The sequence below is a fragment of the Litoribacterium kuwaitense genome (assembly GCF_011058155.1).
GTDB lineage: Bacteria > Bacillota > Bacilli > Bacillales > DSM-28697 > Litoribacterium > Litoribacterium kuwaitense.
Genome location: NZ_JAALFC010000025.1, coordinates 31476 through 50351, shown reverse-complemented (window position 1 = coordinate 50351; position 18876 = coordinate 31476). Strand labels below are relative to the sequence as shown.

17 protein-coding genes and 1 pseudogene are annotated in these 18876 nt (G+C 42.6%); 2 read left to right on the top strand and 16 right to left on the bottom strand.

The window, feature by feature from the left end; translation table 11 throughout:
* Window positions 1-126 precede the first annotated feature (126 nt).
* The 7 genes from G4V62_RS12720 to G4V62_RS12690 all read right to left on the bottom strand — a co-directional run bounded on the left by G4V62_RS12720 (window position 127) and on the right by G4V62_RS12690 (window position 7162).
* Window positions 127-906 (bottom strand): helix-turn-helix domain-containing protein, encoded by a 780-nt coding sequence (locus G4V62_RS12720; RefSeq protein WP_165202787.1) that lies wholly within the window; start codon window positions 904-906, stop codon window positions 127-129.
* A gap of 853 nt (window positions 907-1759) precedes the next feature.
* The gene (locus G4V62_RS12715) at window positions 1760-2560 is read right to left on the bottom strand and encodes a class II aldolase/adducin family protein (protein ID WP_165202785.1); all 801 of its coding nucleotides are present in this window, start codon (window positions 2558-2560) and stop codon (window positions 1760-1762) included.
* Window positions 2561-2633: 73 nt separating this feature from the next.
* A complete protein-coding gene (locus G4V62_RS12710) occupies window positions 2634-3212 on the bottom strand; it encodes a YczE/YyaS/YitT family protein (RefSeq protein WP_165202783.1) in 579 nt (192 codons plus the stop codon).
* Between the two features lie 39 nt (window positions 3213-3251).
* Window positions 3252-4451 carry a NupC/NupG family nucleoside CNT transporter gene (locus G4V62_RS12705; RefSeq protein ID WP_165202781.1) on the bottom strand — a complete coding sequence of 400 codons (1200 nt, stop codon included), beginning with the start codon at window positions 4449-4451 and terminating at the stop codon, window positions 3252-3254.
* Window positions 4452-4525: 74 nt separating this feature from the next.
* Window positions 4526-5575 carry an S-methyl-5-thioribose-1-phosphate isomerase gene (gene mtnA / locus G4V62_RS12700; RefSeq protein ID WP_165202779.1) on the bottom strand — a complete coding sequence of 350 codons (1050 nt, stop codon included), beginning with the start codon at window positions 5573-5575 and terminating at the stop codon, window positions 4526-4528.
* 43 nt (window positions 5576-5618) lie between these two features.
* The gene (locus G4V62_RS12695; protein WP_165202777.1) at window positions 5619-6353 is read right to left on the bottom strand and encodes a GntR family transcriptional regulator; all 735 of its coding nucleotides are present in this window, start codon (window positions 6351-6353) and stop codon (window positions 5619-5621) included.
* Window positions 6354-6436: 83 nt separating this feature from the next.
* Window positions 6437-7162 (bottom strand): nucleoside phosphorylase, encoded by a 726-nt coding sequence (locus G4V62_RS12690; protein ID WP_312855493.1) that lies wholly within the window; start codon window positions 7160-7162, stop codon window positions 6437-6439.
* A 589-nt stretch (window positions 7163-7751) separates the two neighbouring features.
* On the opposite strand from G4V62_RS12690, the pseudogene G4V62_RS12685 reads away from it, so the two are divergent.
* Window positions 7752-7934 (top strand): annotated as a pseudogene (locus G4V62_RS12685) (IS256 family transposase); the annotation flags it as partial.
* 473 nt (window positions 7935-8407) lie between these two features.
* On the opposite strand, the gene G4V62_RS12680 reads toward G4V62_RS12685, so the two are convergent.
* From G4V62_RS12680 to G4V62_RS12650, 7 genes are all read right to left on the bottom strand, one after another.
* Window positions 8408-8674 carry a Txe/YoeB family addiction module toxin gene (locus tag G4V62_RS12680; RefSeq protein WP_165202775.1) on the bottom strand — a complete coding sequence of 89 codons (267 nt, stop codon included), beginning with the start codon at window positions 8672-8674 and terminating at the stop codon, window positions 8408-8410.
* Window positions 8659-8910: a type II toxin-antitoxin system Phd/YefM family antitoxin gene (locus G4V62_RS12675; RefSeq protein ID WP_165202773.1), complete on the bottom strand. Its 252-nt coding sequence runs from the start codon at window positions 8908-8910 to the stop codon at window positions 8659-8661. The genes G4V62_RS12680 and G4V62_RS12675 overlap by 16 nt, the downstream gene beginning before the upstream one ends.
* A gap of 360 nt (window positions 8911-9270) precedes the next feature.
* The gene (gene guaA, locus G4V62_RS12670) at window positions 9271-10809 is read right to left on the bottom strand and encodes a glutamine-hydrolyzing GMP synthase (protein WP_165202793.1); all 1539 of its coding nucleotides are present in this window, start codon (window positions 10807-10809) and stop codon (window positions 9271-9273) included.
* 175 nt (window positions 10810-10984) lie between these two features.
* Window positions 10985-13180, bottom strand: coding sequence for a transglutaminase TgpA family protein (locus G4V62_RS12665; RefSeq protein WP_165202771.1), 2196 nt, complete (start codon window positions 13178-13180; stop codon window positions 10985-10987).
* The gene (locus G4V62_RS12660) at window positions 13180-14409 is read right to left on the bottom strand and encodes a DUF58 domain-containing protein (protein ID WP_165202769.1); all 1230 of its coding nucleotides are present in this window, start codon (window positions 14407-14409) and stop codon (window positions 13180-13182) included. The genes G4V62_RS12665 and G4V62_RS12660 overlap by 1 nt, the downstream gene beginning before the upstream one ends.
* Complete coding sequence (locus G4V62_RS12655) at window positions 14406-15371, bottom strand: AAA family ATPase (RefSeq protein WP_246218433.1); 966 nt, start codon at window positions 15369-15371, stop codon at window positions 14406-14408. Before G4V62_RS12655 ends, G4V62_RS12660 begins: the two co-directional genes overlap by 4 nt.
* A 316-nt stretch (window positions 15372-15687) precedes the next feature.
* A complete protein-coding gene (locus G4V62_RS12650) occupies window positions 15688-16332 on the bottom strand; it encodes a superoxide dismutase family protein (RefSeq protein ID WP_165202767.1) in 645 nt (214 codons plus the stop codon).
* Window positions 16333-16505: 173 nt separating this feature from the next.
* On the opposite strand from G4V62_RS12650, the gene G4V62_RS12645 reads away from it, so the two are divergent.
* Window positions 16506-17045: a M15 family metallopeptidase gene (locus G4V62_RS12645; protein ID WP_165202765.1), complete on the top strand. Its 540-nt coding sequence runs from the start codon at window positions 16506-16508 to the stop codon at window positions 17043-17045.
* 415 nt (window positions 17046-17460) lie between these two features.
* Here the strand turns inward: G4V62_RS12645 and G4V62_RS12640 are convergent, their stop codons facing one another.
* A complete protein-coding gene (locus G4V62_RS12640; protein ID WP_165202763.1) occupies window positions 17461-17658 on the bottom strand; it encodes a hypothetical protein in 198 nt (65 codons plus the stop codon).
* A complete protein-coding gene (locus G4V62_RS12635; RefSeq protein WP_165202761.1) occupies window positions 17640-18797 on the bottom strand; it encodes an FAD-dependent oxidoreductase in 1158 nt (385 codons plus the stop codon). The genes G4V62_RS12640 and G4V62_RS12635 overlap by 19 nt, the downstream gene beginning before the upstream one ends.
* Between the last annotated feature and the right edge of the window lie 79 nt (window positions 18798-18876).

Below are 18876 nucleotides of genomic sequence, written 5' to 3'. Positions count from 1 at the left end.
AAAAAGATGAAAGCAGAACAAATGTCCAAGGCAGCGTGAATTAAAGCACGATATATTTTAAAAAAACATGTAAAACACCAAGGGACTACTCTACACTTTTTTTAAAAAGGGACTTATGAAATTAACTCATGTCAATCGGATTAAAAATTTCTTCATCAAAATCGGCAAAGAAATGAGAATAGGCGGATCATCAAGGCGCGGACCTCGGAGTTTAAGACGTTGGTAGGGGACGGCCAGTTTTGTTCCAACACGAATCGGCTGCTCAGCTTTCACACGCAAAGTTTGATGGGGGACGAGTATGTCCGTAGCAGCCATCTCCCAAAATAGAGCAGTAGCCATTAAATAATAGACGCCTGGTCGAACATCATTAAATGCGAATCGCCCCAATGAGGAAAGCAATGTCCCATATTGAGGTAGACCTTCGGGGATTGGCTTTGTAAATAACCCAATTAAAATAACGCCACGAAAAGAACTTTCCGCTTCAATTGTTCCTTCGACTTTATTCCATTGACAATCAACGTGAGATTGTTGCGACCAATGAGGAAGCTGTTTCAACGATTGTAAATAACCACTTACTTTTACAGGAGATTTTCTAAATTGCGCCGGTGTCATCCCAACTTTTTCAGTGAAGCGAGTCGTAAAGGTTCCTAAGCTTTGCTGACCAATTTCCATACCTATATCACGAACAGTTAAATCTGTCGTTAATAACAAGTCTTTCGCTCTTTGAAGTTTTAATGAGGATACATAATAATGTGGCGATAGACCTGTCTTTTGTTTAAAAAGGCGCGAAAAATGATATGGGCTGTACGCTGCATAGCGGGCTAAGCGGGTAAGCGGTAGTGGTTCATTGATATAGTCATGAATGTATGCGATGACTTCGTCTATGTCTTGAGATGAATGGTTCACTCAATCTCCCCTCTCATCTGATCCACTTTTGATAAAAAGCACTAAATGGATGGGTGCTTATCATTGGCTGAAATGCAAGCAAACAATTCACCGATACCCATTAACACAAATATAACAAAATTCCATCAATTTTTCTTCGTCTAATTGTCAACGATTCATATGACAAAAATAGAATATCTTATAGAGAACGTCATACTCGATCGTGCAATGTCATTGGGAGGGTTTAGCTATTTGGAAAAGATGGGGAGGGCATTTTAAAGTTGGCTATTTTGTTGAAATGAATTCTGTAAGTGATCTCTTACAAACAGAAGTGTTTATAAAACCATAGTTATTGTTCTCTAAAGGGGGGGTTTAAGTGTAGTAATTATGCATATTATCGTCCTCAATAGCTAAATGGTAATGAATATGAGATTTGTACAGTCCAACCTATTTAATTTCAAAATCAAATGGAGCGTCGCCTCAGCCAATTCCATACTGCGCAATAAAACAATAGAGTCCCGACATACAGCCGGAACTCCCAGGTTGAAGAAAAATCATCTTCCAAATTTCCCCTAAACTTTTTAACACCTGCCTAGCAATCTCTCCACAACGAGCAGGCAAGTGAAGGCTTAAAATTGAACCTTAGTTCATGAGAGGACGAGCGAGACAAGCAACCGACGGATGAAAGCGTTTGGCAACACCATCCAACCTCAGCCTGGTTTGAAAACGCTTGCCAGCCTAGGCGCGAAGGCAAGTGAAGACTCGAATTGAACCTTAGTTCATGAGAGGACGAGCGAGACAAGCAACGACGGATGAAAGCGTTTGGCAACAGGCTGAGAGTCCCGACATACAGCCGGAACTCCCATTCTACAAATTAACGCTTCAACCTTTTCAATACCTCTTCAGTGACTTCCGTAACGATAGATTCAATGAAGTGTCGATCAAATTGTGATGATCCATCATTTACTCGTTGTTCCGCCGCTTCTTCTCTAGCAATTAAGTGTCCGCCTGTCTTTATCCCCATCCGCTCACGAATGTTGATCAGTTCTGCTAGACGCTCTGCACTTAGCTCTTCTAACTGATTCGTAATTTTTTTCGTGTGAAGAAGGGTCATGGAGTAATGCTCTAGAGATTCCATGCGATAGTATGCTTCGATCATATCTCTTCCCCATGTGAGCGCACCATGGTTTGCAAGCAACACAGCATTATAGTCATTACAAAACGGAGCTACAGAATCTGGTACCTCTTCTGTACCAGGCGTCGCATAAGAAGCTACGGGGACTTTCCCTAGCAAAATGACGCCTTCAGGCGAATAAGCCCGATCAAGAGAAACACCCGCCATCGCATAAGCCGTTGCTGCTTGGGGATGGGCATGAACAACTGCGGTGACCTCGGCATTTTCTCGATAGACTCGTAAATGCATCTTTAACTCAGACGACGGCTTTCGTGTCCCTTCCAATATCTTCCCTGTTAAATCTACCTTAACGAGCATATCAGGCGTCATGAAACCTTTACTCACCCCAGTCGGCGTAGTCCACACTTCATTTTCGCCAACTTTTATCGAAAGGTTCCCATCATTCGCCGCCACAAAGTTTTTTTGATATACACGTCTGCCGATGTCACAAATCATGTCTTTTGCAGCATCATCACTCAAATACGTTTGCTTACTTAGCATAAACGATTCCTCCTGTGGTAAGCCATCAAGCGAAAAGCAAAAATAGCAATGTATGGCTGCCGAAAGCCATATGTTATGAAAAACGAATTGATTTTTTGACCGTATCTAATTTTCTTAGCGTCCACTCGATCGTAGGACCAATGAGTAAAATACCAACCACAGTCCCAACCCCAACCATACCACCGAGCAAATAGCCGGTGAACACGAGCGTTGCGTCTAAAATCATCCGAATCCACTTAATGGATAACATCGTTTTTTCAGATAAATACAACATCATCCCTTCTAAAGCACCGGCACCTAGATCTGCATATAAATAGATCGCTGTACCGATTCCAAGGACGATCGGTCCGAGAAACACGAGTACCCAAGAAGGGACGGTAAAGTAAGAATCCACGCCCATACCTTGGAACAAATTAATGAAATAACCTACTGAGACAGCATTTAAAACACTGCCAAGTCCGACCTTTTTTCGATCCAGAAACAACACGATGCCAAGTACAGTCACATTAAAAATTTGACTGCATGTCCCAAAAGAAAATGGCAAATGCACGACCATACCAAGCAAAAACGTACTGATCGGATCAACACCTTGTTCTCCTGCTAAAAACATCAAAATACCAAAAGCAGTCAACGCGGACCCTAGTAAGACCACTAAAATTCTCACAATGATATGTTGACGTATCATTGGCGCTTACCAAACAAATAATCCGACGAAACCGGCACTCAACAAGGAAACTAATGTTCCCGAAAGGATCATCATCCATACGCCTTTTGACAGAAACTCTGCTTTTTCTTTATCCACAATTCCGTTAAAGCATCCGAGGATCATTCCGATGGTGGAAAAGTTCGCAAAGGACACCATGAAGGTGCTAAGCACTGCAAGCATATGCGGACTGAACGTATCCAGTATTGGCATCATTTGCATCATGACGACAAACTCATTCGTGACTAATTTCGTCCCCATGAACTGCGCTGTTTGAAACGCTTCATCTATAGGCAATCCGAGAAGCAGTGCAAATGGTGTCATCACGACGCCAAGAATATTGCTTAGCGTCAACCAAGGCGCAATAAGCAGAAGGACTTTATCAATCAATGCTGCTAAGGAAACAAAGGCAATAATCATCGCTGTGATAATTAAAATCAGCTTTCCGGCGCCAAGGATAGAATCCCCAAGGTACGAAAAGAAAGGGGGTTTATCTTCTTTTTTTATCTCAAAGATGACATCCTCTTCCTTCGTTATGACGACAGGGTTAAGGATACTTGTAACAATAATAGCGTTGATCACATTCAACGGTACAGCCGTCAACACAAATTCGGCCGGGATCATGGTTGTATAAACACCAATCATCGCTGCGGATACACAGCTCATTGACATTAAAGAAATTGTAAACAAACGCTGCGGCGTCATGGAACGCAGTTGTCCACCCGACACAGCCAAGGCTTCTGTATTGCCAAGGAACATCATTTCGATCGCATAAAACGATTCAAACTTCGGCTGACCAGTCAGTTTTGAAAGTCCCCAGCCGAGCCCTTTAATGATTTTCGGCAGAATTCCAAAGTAAGTAAGAATATCGAATAAAGGCACAACGAGTAAAATCGGCATTAATGCACTGAACACAACGTCCATATTTTCAACATTGACCATACTTGCAAAAGCAAATCCGACCCCCGAAAATGCAGTTTCAATTAACCAGTTAAAAGCTTCAGCCACTTTACCAACAAACCAGCGTCCTCCCGGGAACGCCGTCAAAAGCCAAGCTAAAAAAAGGTTAAAAACAACGAGGATGCCAACTGATTTCCAATGAACATTTTTCTTGTCTTTTGAAAAAAGATAAGCTACGCCTATAAAGACTAATATTCCAATAATGTTAATTAGCAAAAAGTAGTTCATCCAACCCCTCCTTTTATCAGCGGTGTATTTTATCAATCATGCTGCTTTTTCACCCTTTATCGGGGTAGGATGCTTTATTCAAATACTGTTTGCAAACTTTCATAGTATGGCGCTTGTACAATCCCTTTTTCCGTAATAATCGCTGTAATTAGCTCATTCGGAGTTACATCAAATGCCGGATTATACACCTTCACCCCGCTAGGTGCGGTCTGTTTTCCAAAACCTTGCGTAATCTCTTTGGCAGGACGCTCTTCAATAGGAATTTCAGCGCCAGTCGCTGTCTCCATATCAATCGTCGATAGTGGACTTGCGACGTAAAAAGGAATATGATGCTTTTGCGCAAGCACAGCAAGACCATACGTACCAATTTTGTTCGCCGTGTCTCCATTCGCCGCAATACGGTCACAGCCTACAATTACAGCATCGATTTTACCTTGCTGCATCACCATCGCAGCCATGTTGTCAGTAATTAAGGTGACATCGACATCCGCTTGCATCAATTCCCATGTGGTCAGACGAGCCCCTTGCAATAACGGTCGTGTCTCATCTGCAAACACTTTGATTTCCATGCCACGCTCTTTGGCAAGATAGATTGGTGCAAGCGCTGTCCCGTACTTCGCGGTTGCAATTCCGCCTGCATTACAGTGTGTGAGGACGGTCATTCCATCTTTCATTAATGTAAGGGCATTCTCCCCGATCGATTCACAAATCTCCGCGTCGTCCTTTTTAATGGCATCCGCCTCTTTGTGAAGCATCTGTTTAATGTCAGCAACAGATGTTTCTTTGTTGTCTACGACAATCCTTTTCATTCGATTAAGCGCCCAAAATAAATTTACTGCTGTCGGACGAGAGGATGCAAGGTAATCTGAAATCTCTTCATATTTTACTAAAAATTCATCATACGCCTGTTCTTCCAATTGACTTGCGCCGAGGGCAACACCATATGCAGCAGCAATTCCAATCGCTGGAGCACCACGAACCTTAAGCTCAAAAATGGCCTCCCACAAATCTTTCATTGTCGTAATTTCTAAATAAACTTCTTCCAAAGGCAATTTGGTTTGATCAAGAAGGACAATTTTTTCTCCATTGAATGTTACAGACTCTATATGCTTCACGTCTATCATCCTTTTCATTAAGAGATTGGTTGGACCTTCCTTCTCTTACTCCTTAACGTCGACGGACGATATGGAATTTTAGTATATTATTTACAATTGAACTTTTTCCATAAAATATCGGATCGCCTGTGTTGGAGTAGAAGGTTTGTTCCAACACTTGAAGAGCTTCATTTTGGACAATGCCAAGCTTCATCGCATCTTCCAAAGAAGCATTCTCAGCAAATAAATTACATTGCGAGCTAAAAATGTGAATATCCTGTACACTGCTCAAATAGCTTAACAATGATGAATAAGCATATTTGGAATAATAATCAGCGCCAAGATATTTTTCATTCATGTAAATTCGATCTAAGGCAAAAGGCTTCTTATCCGCCGTGCGTATGCGCTCAAAGAACAATAAGCGATCATGCTCCGCCAAGCGCAGCATTGTTCTAATCGTTTCATCGTTTTCAATCTTCGGCTCGGTCACCCCAATTGTACCGACCTCATAGCCTTGTGCCTTCACCAATTCGGTCATACTGTCGAGTTTCTCAATTCCTGTCGTTAAAATCGGCGTTTTGGAAATGACAAATGTACCGATGCCATGCTTTCGCACAATGTATCCCTCATGTTCTAACTTCTGAAGTGCTTCGCGCAAGACAGGACGACTAATATTCAACTTATCAGCGAGCTTTTGCTCAGCATCCAATTTTTCCCCAATTTTAAATACATCTTTTTCTATCAGATCAATAATAGTTTTGACTGCAAGTGACGATAATGTTTCTTTTTCAATCCCAAAATCTTTCATTTTTTTCCTCCTAAAACACAATTACATTCATCTTACTTTTTTAAAACGTGAAAAACAACGCGTATTCTAGGAGGTCGGTATTTTTAGACAGTGAGCAACGTTTCTAGAGCGATGTCTATTTCGGCACGTACCGCTTTGTTCACAAAATCTTTGTGTGGATTGTAATCATTCATATCACTAAAGGCATAACCATCTAGCGCAAAAATCCCTGCAGCAGATACACCTCTTAATCTAGCAATCACATAGAGTGCTGCTAGCTCCATTTCCGCTCCCAACGCACCAGACTCTTTATAAAGCATGTGTGGAAATTGGACGGGACCTGCATAAAACGCATCCAAAGTGACGATTGTCCCTAATCCATAAGTAAAGTCTGTTTTTTGAGCCGCTTCTTCGAGCTTGAGCAGCAGTTTATAATCAGCAACGGCAGGAAAATCTTCAGGAACCATTTGCTTCGTTAATCCTTCTGCCCGTACTGCTGAATCCGCAATAATTAAGCTGCCTGGAGGAAGTTCTTCTGTATACGATCCAGCCGTACCGACACGAATCAGTTTTTTCGCACCAGCTTTGATCAACTCTTCAAAACAGACAGCAGCCCCTGCAGCACCTACTCCGTGACTAGCAACAGTAACTTTTTTGCCTTTGTAATAGCCATTGATTGTCAAATATTCTCTTGAATAAGCAAGCTGCTGAGAATCTTCCAACAAATCACCTATCATTTTGGCACGCTCAGGATTACCGACGACAATCACATGTTCCGAAATGGCACCTTCATTTACTTTGATATTGGGCATCATCTTTTCTTTATCCACACATCTCACCTCGTTTTGTTGTATAGAGGTCTGACCTCTTGACTTTATAATATATTTTGTAGAAAGCGGCGTCAACGAAATTAAAAAGGCAACTTTGTGAAGTTTCATTAGAGAGCTCGATCAATTGAAACGCATTGTTAAAATGCCCACTAAAAGAATCCATCATATTAGCGCATGCTTAGCCCTACTATCAGCATGAGGCTTTTTTTTCATTTTAGACATAAAAACGCTCCTTGCTTTATGCGAACAAAGAGCGTTTTTTATCGATGCGATTGGGGCGCACCACGTACAGTCGTGCTAGATTGAGACTCAATATAGCAAAGGGATATTCATGAAAAGAAACGTCTGCAAATGAAATGCCAGTATCTGAGAATGGTCGTCGTTTACAATCCCAAACATCACTTCAATACAGAATGCTTCGCCTGCTGTAAAGGAATTTCTTCATATGGCAAAAAGTGTTTTTGAGTGAAGGATAAAAAGGAGGGATTTTTAGAAGGGGCCGTGGCGCGACACATAAAAAGCCCTAAAAACCCTGTGTTTCCAAGATTTTTAGGGCTTATTGTTTTTTCATTCCCACTCAATCGTCACTGCTTTTAACAAGCAGATCAAGAAATACAGTAAACGTAAAGAACAATTTCCGAACGAAGAGTCACTAGAACGGTTTCTCGTTTCTCAGTTTGACCAGTACAATCAGCGTTTCGCTACCCGTTGCCACCGTGGGTTTGACCAGGCACGTTCGGAATTGGCTGCAATCTTTCAAACGAAAAGTTAAAGATTGTATACAGGATAAGGCATTCTTAATTCACACAAAATTTTTGACGGTTCCCGATTTATTGTATATAGCCACGTGAACTACTCACCACTTAGCTTCGCTTGAAGTGGGAGCTTCTCATTTCCACGACGAAAGCAACCTTTCGTCTCCATGAGCGTTACTTCGGGAAGTTCCTGCCCTAGATGTCCGACGATTCGGAGTTTCTTTCGTACCTTGGATATTTTACGCATGGAAGGGTTCGCTTGGTTTTCGCATGATTAGTTTCTCCATGCAACCTCATATATCCAGTTTTTAAAGAACACTTCATACTCTTATGATAACATACGTTCGGTCAATTAGTCCGTCTAAAGACGTACTTGACCGAAAGCCAATTCATCTACCTTATCGCTGACGATGGAGACTTCTTGACAAAAAACGTTAAATCCAATAAAAAAAGAGCATGAACAATTTCTGTTTCTGCTCAGTCCTTTTTACTATAATCCTCTTTCGTAATGTGACCAAATCGACAAAATAATTATTTCTTTCAGTTCTTCATTAACACTATAAACTAGTCTATGCTGAATGTTTAAACGCCTGGAATAGTAAGGTACACCGACTAATTTTTCATAAGGTGGAGGATTTTGAAAAGGATTTTCTTTAATCACTTCAATCAGTTTATCAAACTTTTTATGAAGCTGTGTCCTTTTCAGTTTGGGTAAATCTTTTTTAGCATTTTTCTTTATCTTTATAGCGTATCCCAATCTATATCACCCAAATCCTCCGTCTCTTCATCTTCAAAATGTTTAATTCGATCAAGAACCCCAGCACTTTGTAAATATAGTGTTTCCTGTATGGAATCCCAATCTCTTTTGCTGATAAGAACTGCACCATCATCATTTTTTGAACTAGTAATTTCAATCGGTGTGTTATTATCATTAACTTGTTTAATCAATTGGAAAAGGTTTTGCCTTGCATTGGTTGGATTAAAACTTAACAATTTAAATCCCCCTTTCTTTTATCATTGATTACAATCCATATTTTAACGTACGCAATAATGTACGTCAAGTTGTAAATACCCATTTTTACATCGTTATAATTATTATAATCTCAATGTTAATGCCACCATATTCATCTTTTATTATAGTTATATTCCAACTTTTATGTTCCAAAATATAAACGAGTTATCCACAGAAAATGTTCCCTACCAAAATACAACGAAAAAGCAAAATTCCCTACCAAAATTTTTTCTTGGTAGGGTTTTTGGTAGGGAACTATATTTTTTAAATGGTTTTTATCCATTTTTAACAAGGTTAATCCTTTATAAATCGGCACTCCTACTTCAAATTAAGTTGTCGTCCTACTCCCACTCAATCGTAGCCGGTGGCTTACTCGTAATGTCGTACACGACGCGGTTGACGTGGTCGACTTCGTTGACGATGCGGTTGGAGATGATTTCAAGCACGTCCCACGGTATGCGCGCCCAGTCGGATGTCATGCCGTCGATCGATGTCACAGCTCGAACGCCGACTGTATAGTCATAAGTCCGCGCATCGCCCATCACACCGACACTGCGCATGTTTGGCAGGGCGGTGAAGTATTGCCAGATGTCACGGTCTAATCCAGCTTTTTTAATTTCTTCGCGCAAAATGGCGTCGGAGTCACGGACAATTTTAAGCTTGTCCTCTGTGACTTCACCAAGCACACGAATCCCGAGTCCAGGACCTGGGAATGGCTGACGCCAAACGATGCGCTCCGGAAGTCCTAGCTGGGTACCGAGCTCACGCACTTCGTCTTTAAACAATGTGTTTAATGGCTCGATTAAATCAAAGTTCATGTCTTCAGGCAGCCCGCCGACATTGTGGTGTGACTTAATCGTTTGCGCTGTATCTGTCCCGCTTTCGATAATGTCTGTATAAAGTGTTCCTTGAGCGAGAATATCGACGTCTTCGAGTGAGCCTGCTTCATCTTGGAAGACATAAATAAATTCGTTGCCAATGATTTTACGCTTCTGTTCTGGGTCAGACACGCCTTTTAATTTATTCAGGAATCGCTCTCTCGCGTCGACTTTAATGACGCGCATTTGGAACTCCTCAGCAAAAGTTTCCATTACGTCATCTGCTTCGCCTTTACGGAGCAATCCGTTGTCGACAAAAATACAGACGAGCTGATCACCGATCGCTTTGTGCAATAGCGCTGCGACGACCGAGGAGTCGACGCCACCACTAAGAGCACAAAGCACTTGGCGGTCTCCAACTGCCGCTTGAATTTTCGCGGTTTCTTCTTCAATAAAGTTTTCCATCGACCAATTGGCTTCACATTCGCACACGTTAAATACAAAGTTTTTCAAGAGGGCATTGCCATGCTCGGTGTGGCGTACTTCCGGGTGAAATTGCACACCATACATTTGCTTCTCTTCATTGCTCATAGCCGCAATCGGGCAAGATGGGTTTGTCCCATCAACTGTAAATCCTTCCGGCGTTGCCATGACAAGGTCACTATGGCTCATCCAAACATATTGCTCTTCTGGAAGTCCGTGGTACAACGGAGAAGCATTTTCGACTTTTAACATTGCTTTTCCGTACTCTCTTCTACCGGCACGTTCAACTTTCCCGCCAAAATGATGTGTCATGAGCTGCATTCCATAACAAATACCAAAAATCGGAATTCCTAACTCGAAAATAGCTGGATCACAACGAAATGCCCCTTCTTCGTAAACCGAATTTGGTCCTCCAGAGAAAATAATTCCTTTAGGATTCATATCCTTAATCTCTTCTACTGCCATTTTGTGCGAATGCAATTCACTGTACACGCCAAATTCACGAACCCGTCGTGTAATAAGCTGATTGTATTGGCCACCGAAATCGAGTACTAAAATTATATCGTTTGCGTTTGTCATATCTGTCACTTCAGTCCATTCTCCCCTCGGTCTTGCGCCATGTTAGCGCATGTCTGTCAGAAAAAAACTAGAAGACAGTCGGCTGCATCTCCCTGTCTCCTAGCTTTTGCTGCAGTCGTGCATTTCGTTCAAAACGTATAGTCGCAATTCATTCTAACAATGCCGTTTAAGTCGGTCAAGCCAAGATCCGACGAATTAAATTTTCCCAAAGGTCGACGCCCTCTTTCCATTGCTCTTTTGGAGAGCTTTCTTTCGCATAGTAGAGTGTGCGTTCATACATCGTTGTCAAGCGACCCATATCCTCATTACCTAAGGATTCATCGACCTCTTTCGCATAGCTTCTCAGTGTTTGCCCATGCTTTCTTACGAGCCCTGTATTGTGGAGCACGCGCAGCAAACGATCGAATGCATCTTGAAAAGCAGCGTCGTCATCGCGCTTTTTATACTTCCACACAATGTACTTGATAAACCATTTTCTTCTCGTTACCCAAACGGTTACGAGAAAAATTGCTCCAAGGATGCCACTGACCCATGCCAAGACACTTAATACAGATCCCCATGGAATCGATGGTCCTGATGCCGCACTCGCCGACTCCTCATCCTCTGCCGATTCTTCCTGCACTTCAGAATCCTGCTCCTCTTCTTCATGGGTTGATGCTTCCTCTTCTTGTGCGGGTTGGAACGCTTCAGCAGCGCGGCGCTCTTCTTCAAATAACTGCGGGCCACTAAACCCTCGTGTCGGCTCAAATGGCACCCAACCGCTCCCCGGGAAATAAACCTCTACCCACGAGTGGGCATTTTCATTTGTAATCTCGTAGACAAGACGCCCATCATCAGTCGTATCATGATACGTGCCTTGCGTAAAGCCTTTGACCCAACGCGTCGGAATATCGAGGGTTCTCATTAACACAACCATCGACGTGGAAAAGTTATCACAGTAGCCTTTTTGAGTTTCGAAAAGAAACTGGTCTACGTAGTCTTGCTCCGCACTCGGTACAGCAACATCCTTTGTATTATACTCGAATCCATTATCAGAAAAGTATTGCTCGATCGCTTTTGCCTGCTCAAAACGATTCGTTGTGCCTACAGTAATTTGCTCTGCTAAATCGTACACACGCTGTGGTAAATTGTCCGGAAGCTGCGTGTAGATCGGCTGAGCATCACTGCCTCCGACAGGCACTTGTTCCAGCTGCTCTCTTTGAAAATTTGGCGCATCATATGTGAGCGTATAGCGATTGAGTATGTTTTGCTGATCATCCCGAGACGGAAAGATTTTACCAGTAAAGCGATTAATCAATAAGTCCGTATATGACGCTGTCTCCACTTCACGAAGACCGGATGGATAAACAAGATGGGGAAACGCGGCGCTTTCGTCCATGACAATTTCCACAGTCTCTGAAGTCGTTTCAACGCTTGGCTCAATTAATTGCAAGTCAACCTGGTCTTGTGCTGTCATATGCAATGGCGAATCAATCGATGTTTCCCACCCTTTGCCAGTGTAATAATCTTTAGATTCTACACGCCAGTAAGAGAACTCGTCTCCGATCGCTTGAAACACCGGGCCTTGATCACCAATAAATGGACCGCCCAGCCGCGAATCGTTATCTCCATAGCCTACACGCTTCACAGTGTTTCCCGTTACGTCTGACGCTGCACCTTGTAAAAATGGAACTGGATCAGGCCATTGCGGCGCTGCTTTTGGTGCTGCATAACCCACCGCACCACTAAATAAGATCAACAGCACTAACGGAAGCACTGCCCTTTTCATAAAAGTTGATGTTTTAAAAAAAGCGCCCTCTTTATGCCTTAATCTGACCATAAATAACAGGCCTACTGCTAAAAGTCCGATTAAAAATGCCCGCACGATCGCTTCACTTGCATCATATAAGGTAAACGTATCAACAACACCTAAATAGAGCAGTGTAACTAAAAAGAAGGAAAAAAGCCGGTGAATCTGAATCACCCAGTAATACATTAAGTAACTCATTAACCACAGGAGGACGAAAAATAAAAGGCTGCGGAAAATGCTCGTCATGTCCCACCATTGTCCACTCGAAATCGCTAATATATTCTCCCAGCTATCAAGCAGGACATATTCGATCCAATCGAAGGAAAACAGCGGTACATCTTTAAAAAACATCAAATGTAAAATAAATAGCATCCCTGATAGCTTTAACACGAACGAAATGATAAATGGGAGCTGAAAAAAGGAAAGGACAAAACAAAAGGCCGCAAAGACGATAAAAACTTGAACTTGCGTCGTCGTTGAAATGTCTTCAAGAGGACGTAACCATTCGATAAACAATAAAAACCCAGCAGTATATAAAATTAAGGTTCCAAGCCATTGTGAGTGTTTCTGAAGCCACTGCATTATTTTGTCACCTCAAACCAGGCTTTGCCTATATTTTCACGTCTGATTCGACCAATGGTCATACCGTGTGCTGACAACTGCTTTTCAAGTGTTCTTTGTCCAGCATCACGACTGTCTTCACCTGGCATAAATACAACCAGATATGGAAAAGTTTCCTTTGCCTTAATGAGGGTCGTGACGAGCATCGGATCAAGCCGTTGGACAACAAAGACCATGGTCACCTCTTTTTCGGAACGCATCAGCGTCTCCTGCACTTGCTTTGCGAAGGGCGCTTCCCCATCTCGCTCTGCCCTTGCCAAATGGTGAAGCACTTGCCGAAAGGACGATTCTTGATTTTTGAGTGCTTCCAGATGAATATTGACGGTGTCTTTCCCAAGCGACAAAAAGTGAAGCGTTGTCCCCTTGCGAATGATCGCTTTTGCAAGCGAGACGGCAAATGAAATGTTCCGTTCAAATGATTCTGGCGCCACGTTTTGTTGCTCGGAGCGATCGAGCAGCAGACGAACTGTATGACCACTTCGCTGTTCAAATTCTTTCGTCATTAACGTCCGTTTGCGGGCGGTCGATTTCCAATCAACCCAGGAAAACTTGTCTCCAGGTACATATTCTCTGGCACCAACGGCCATCGTCGTATCAATCACATCGAACATACGTGCAAGTGCGTCTCCTTCTTGACGATTTTGCCCAGTATGCTCATAGTATGCTAGTTCATGTTCTGGAAAGACGAGCAACTCGTCTTTTAAAGATACAAAGTGATGCTTTTGGACAAAACCGAGCGGGTCACCTGTAGATAACGTCACTCCTTGAAAGTGGTACTCACCACGCCGAACAGACTGTAATTCATACGAATACGAGAGCGTTCTTTTCAATCCCGGAAATAAAAGCGCACGTACTGGAGGGGTGCCCTTCACAGCCTCCATCGGCAGTTGATCGTGAATTAACAAGTAAAAGAGAGGGAAGGGCATTGTACGTTTGATGGTCAACGTTACTTTGACAGTCTCCCCCACCTTACATTCAGAGGTGGAAAGCATGCGCTCGACACGAAAGTTCCGAAGCGGGTAAATCATTGTAATGAGCAGGTATAAGGTTAACGGAAGGGTCGCGTAAAACAAAAACCAGCTGACAAAGCCCCCATGAAACATCGCATATGAAAAAACAATTCCCATAAAGAAGAAAAAAAGCAGAAAGGTCACTGTCGTTTTCAGCAGCGGCCAGTATGTCTTCCTCATAAATTTAATTCCCGTACAACGGGTACTTCGACCTTGGAAAGAATGTCACCAATCACGAGCTCAGCGTTTGCACCGGCAAATCGAGCTTCTGCCGTCAGAACAATACGATGTCCTAGAATATAAGGTGCTAAGTATTGCACGTCATCGGGAATGACATATTCTCGCCCAAAAATAAATGCTAACGCCTGCGCTGCCTTCATTAAACTAATTGAACCTCTTGGACTTGCCCCAAGCTCAACCTGCGGATGAAGTCGTGATTCCGTTACAATACTCACAATATATCGCTTCACCGTCTCGTCGACGAAGACGCCAAGGACATCTTCCTGCAATTGAAGTAATTGTTCAGTACTGAGAACAGGCTCTACTTCTTCAATGGGATGACGGAGCTGAGCACGTCGAAGCACTTCAACCTCATCTTGAAAAGATGGATACCCCATGTTCATTTTCAATAAAAAGCGATCGAGCTGTGCTTCGGGCAGTGGATACGTCCCTTCATAATCAACCGGGTTTTGTGTAGCCATAACAAAAAACGGCAATGGCAAGCTTTTCGTATCTCCGTCAACAGTGATGTTGCCCTCTTCCATACTTTCCAAAAGTGCCGCCTGAGTCTTCGGGGACGTACGGTTAATTTCGTCGGCTAGCACGACATTTCCCATCAATGGACCCGCTCTAAATTCAAAATCCTGTGTTTTCTGATTATATATATAGACACCCGTCAAATCGGATGGCAGTAAATCAGGTGTAAACTGAACTCGTTTAAACACGGAAGAAATCGACTTAGCTAATGCACGAACCATCATCGTTTTACCTACCCCGGGGACATCCTCAATCAACACATGCCCCTTCGCTAGTAAGGCAACTAAACTTAATACAGCCGTTTCTCGTTTTCCTATCATCACTCGTTCAATATTATCTAGTACCGTTTTCATTTGAGCATTGTATGTGTTATGGTCCTGGTTCATCCCAAAACCTCCTCTATCGTATTCCGTAGACAGTCCTTCTTCTATTCTACAAAGAATTGGTTAGTCTCAGCAAGATTTTCGTATATTCAAAGATTTACTCTTAGTGTAACAAAGAAGATTGCTAGCATCATTCACTTTGTTTAGAAGTGTCAAGCGATTGCCTATTTTATATACATCTTCGTCTGTTTTTAGAAGCGCGCCTCTTTGATTTGAAATTAAGCTATACATTGACCAATGATGCCTGTTTCAGAAGGAATGTCTTAAAGCGAATTCAAAAAACAGACCCTCCCACTACAGAAGAGGGTCGTCTTCTAGTCTACGGGGCAACGACGACTCCGCATGCTGCTCGACTGCCTGCATCTCCCGCCTTTAAAGTTTCTTCATCGGGACCAGGCTTTTTTTGAGCGTCGGATTGATATCGATCTGGAATATTTGCAAAGTTATCATCACTTTCATGGATAATGACACCAGCTCCCGCTTCGACCAGCTCCCGACTTGTAAAACGATCAGTGATGACCGTTAACTGTGCCTTGCCATCCTCACTTGCAAAAGCAACTGGCAAATCGCCGGCGTGATCAGGGTGTTCTGTGCCTTCAGGGTTGTAATGCCCTTTTGCCGTCGTAAACGGACCGTCTGACGCATCTGCTTCACAAACGCCGATGTCGTGAATATGAAATCCATGGAAACCTGGAGACAAACCTTCTGCAGTTAGCTCAACGGCTGTTTTACCGTCTACGTCATAGAAAGTGACGTCTCCAATCACATTCTCATCCGTATCAATGAGCTCTGCGATTGCACTTGGTCGCATACCCTCGGTTGAATATTCACTTTGCTCAAACACATCAACCGTTGCCGCCTCTGCCTCAATATCTTTTTTGTCCTCAGGAGAATCAACTTGATTACATGCTGTAAAGATAACGATGAAAAGAATCGTCCATACACTATGAAAGATATACCGCAACGCGCACCCAACTCCTTTGCTGTGATGTTCATATTATTGCCAGCAAAAGAACAGTTACATACATGATGACCTTTATTTTCCTTCTAGTCACCGAGAGTGATCTTGATTACAATGATCTATACGAAAATAGTCTATCTAACGTCCCATCTAATATTTGACAGCGAGGTTTAAAGATGAAGTTTCCACATTTTCTTATTCTCATTGGTGTGATCGTTTGCGCCCTTTGGATGATTAAAGAAAGCGTCCCTTCTAGTCTGAACTATGAGACGTCTTCACCTATAGAAAAAATGAAAGATAAAGAGCCTCCTCAAGGTCTCCATCCTGTCGTTGAACAAAAGAAAAATGAACTAGTCGAAAAAGCGAAGAATGCCGGTATTGAGATACTCATTACTGACGACTTTCGCTCCTTTGCAGAACAAGATCGTCTCTATGCACAAGGGCGAACGACTGAGGGGGCGATTGTCACGAATGCAGAAGGGGGAGAATCGCTGCATAACTATGGACTAGCCATTGATTTTGCCCTTAGAACCGCATCAGGCGACGTTATTTGGGATTTAGAGTTTGATGGGAATCAAAATGGAGAAGCTGACTGGATGGAGGTCGTTGCAATTGCCAAAGCCCTTGAATTTGAATGGGGAGGAGACTGGACGAGCATTCAAGATTACCCTCACTTTCAATACATTCCGGAAGCTTTCGTTTTTGACGAATCGTAAGGAGCAGTGACTGATTTAGAGAACAACGACCATTAATCTATTTCGTGCCCACTGAAAAGCTCATTAACTATCCTTTTTCTCAACATAAATAAAGACAGCAAGGAAGCTGTCCAATGAGTTACGGAGTCAATTTGTCACCATGATCATACCACTCGCGTTCTCAATATCGACAACTCGATGGACAACTTTTTCAAGTGACGTGTTGAAGGATGTCACTGACACCGTACAGGTGCAGACTAACCTTTCAGTTTGCACCTGTCTTTTCCAAACCAAATTTAAATTTTTTCGAGAACATATCTCCCCCCTAAAAAGCAGCTCTTCCGGCAAAAAGAACAGCTCTTTATCAGAAGTGCGATCACGAATCGCTGCCCTGCTTATCCGCCTTTCTCTGATCACCAGTGTAATTCCGCTGACTCTATCTCCTCTCTAAAGCTCGCATGCCGACGATATTTAGTAAATGATAAGGCTGATTGAATTGTGGTTGGTAAAATAAATCAGAAAAAGCCAATTCATCAATAGTCATTTGCTGCTGTATACAAATCGATATCGTATCAACGATATGCTTGATATCAAAGTCAGCCTGAACTTGTGCCCCTAATATTTTTCTAGACACGCTATTGAAGACAACTTTACAGCGAACAAGCTGCACACTTGCCATTTTTTAGCGCTATACTTCTCTTGAATATCCACTGTATCTACGTCCAAATCGAGGAAGGAGGCTCGTTCTTCTGTCATGCCTGTAGACGCAACAAAATGATGAAAAAGTTGAATCCCTAAAGTTCCTTGTAAACCAGGATGAGCAACCGTTTTTTGTAATACATTTTTCGCAGCCACTACACCCATTTTCAGTTCGTTAGTTGCTAAGGGGACATTTACTTCCTGCTGCATAGGCTGATCACGGAATACGACACAGCTTCCCGCCGCCAATACGTCTTTCGCACTCGTCTGCAAAAAACGATCCACGAGAATAAATCCAGTTTCAAGCATATCGACCTGCCCGTTGAAATGGTCTGTGTCTGGCCGCCATCCAAGACATGAAATCACGATGTCCGCAGGATGAACTTGCTCAGATGTCATAACACGTGTTACTTTTCCCTCTTCTCCTTCAAAGCCTAACACTGTTTGCCCTAAGGCAAGCATCACACCATGTTCACTTAACAGCTCGTCCAACGGCTCAGTCAATTGTGCGTCAAAATGCTGACTCAGGATTCGTGACTTCCGATCAATGAGCGTGACTTGCTTGCCTTGAACCGCTAAAGCGGCCGCTAATTCAACACTAACGTTTCCAGCACCAAGGATGACAACATTCCTAGCATCCCTTGCTTTATGTATAAGTACCTTTGCGTAATCACTATTTTCACAAAAATATATGTTCTCAAGCTCATCCCCTGGTAAATTTGGAACAATAGGTATAGTCTTCGTCGTGATAATCAATTTATCAAATGTGTCCTTCGTTTTTTCACCAGTCATTAAATTTGTTGCTTGAATGATTTTTTTCTTTACATCAACAGCAGTCACTTCATGCTGCATCCGCATTTGTATACCCTCATCTTCAAAATGATTAAACACAGAATCATATAATCGTTGTGAATCTGACGTGATTTTTTGAACGTGTAGCGCGATCCCGCTCGCCAAAAAAGAGACATAGTCATTCTCCTCATAGATGGTGACTTGGACATCAGAATACATATTTAACATATTTGTAACGGCTGCCGCTCCAGCGCAAGTGCAGCCGATGACCGCTATCTTCATAAAGTCCTCCTTAAAGTGGTTTTTGTGATTATCATCACATTATTATGTGAATATTTTCACAATCATCTAACTACAGTAT